The organism is Rhizobium sp. BR 315 (assembly GCF_050577975.1).
Classification (GTDB): domain Bacteria; phylum Pseudomonadota; class Alphaproteobacteria; order Rhizobiales; family Rhizobiaceae; genus Rhizobium; species Rhizobium miluonense.
In genome coordinates, this window is sequence record NZ_JARWKZ010000134.1 from 1 (window position 1) to 1,163 (window position 1,163).

At 57.7% G+C, this 1,163-nt stretch carries 1 protein-coding gene; it reads left to right on the forward strand.

Annotated features, from left to right (window positions below; all coding sequences use genetic code 11):
• Positions 1 to 85: 85 nt before the first annotated feature.
• Positions 86 to 1,146 (forward strand): IS630 family transposase gene (locus QD409_RS35355; protein WP_430765027.1). Its coding sequence is split into 2 segments (ribosomal slippage): positions 86 to 578 and positions 578 to 1,146, totalling 1,062 coding nucleotides; the frame shifts between segments, so codons are not numbered across the junction.
• Positions 1,147 to 1,163 lie beyond the last annotated feature (17 nt).

Below are 1,163 nucleotides of genomic sequence, written 5' to 3' on the forward strand. Positions count from 1 at the left end.
ATACGGCGTCTCGATAAATCTGACTCACGGGCTTCCCAAGAGGGGATGAATCTGAATCTCTGTGGCAAACGGGAGGTTTGCTGCGATGGGTTCAGCGATTTCATTGCGAGAAGATTTTGATGGCGAGCGTCTGCGCCGTCTGGCGCGCCAGAGTAAGGATGCCGCTCAAGCCCGGCGACTTTTAGCGCTTGCCGTCATCTATGATGGCGGCTCTCGTTCAGACGCCGCCCGCCTGGGCAATATCACGCTCCAGATTGTTCGGGACTGGGTCATGCGTTTCAACGAGCGCGGTCCTGCTGGGCTGATCAGTGGCAAGGCACCCGGCAAGCAGCCGCGATTAAACGATGATCAGCGAGCAGCGCTGGCGCAAGTTATTGAGCGAGGGCCGACGCCCTATCTTGATGGTGTCGTTCGCTGGCGGTTGCGCGATCTTGCTCAATGGCTATGGGAAGAGTTCCGCGTCTCGGTCAGCGAACAAACGTTGAGCCGTGAGGTGCGCGCCTTGGGGTATCGCAAGCTCGCAACACGACCCAAGCATCATGCGCAAGACCCGGAAGCCATTGACGAGTTTAAAAAAATTTCCCTACCGCAGTGGCGGAAATTGCCRCCGGCGTCGCCAAAGGTAAAAGCCTAGAAATTTGGTTCCAGGACGAGGCCCGCATCGGCCAGAAGAACAAGATCACGCGCCGATGGGCCAGGCGCGGTTCGAGGCCATGTGCGCCGCACGATCAGAGAACCAGATCAGCCTACATCTTCGGTGCGATCTGTCCCAAGCTCGGCAAGGCCGCCGCACTCGTCATGCCTTGGTGCGACACACATGCCATGACGCAGCATCTGGCCGAAATCGCCCGCCACATTGCCGAAGATGCCCACGCCATCGTCATCATGGATCAGGCCGGATGGCATATGTCTGGCAATCTGGTCGTACCCACCAACATCACCATCCTGCCACTGCCGCCGAAATCGCCAGAGCTGAACCCAGTCGAAAACCTCTGGCACTTCATGCGCGAGAACTGGCTGTCGAACCGTATCTTCAAATCCTACGACGACATCGTCGATCATTGCTGCGATGCATGGCGAAAGCTCGAAAGCCAGCCTTGGCGCATCATGTCAATCGGACGAAAGCCTTGGGCAAATGGGTTCTGATCAGTGAGACGCCGTAT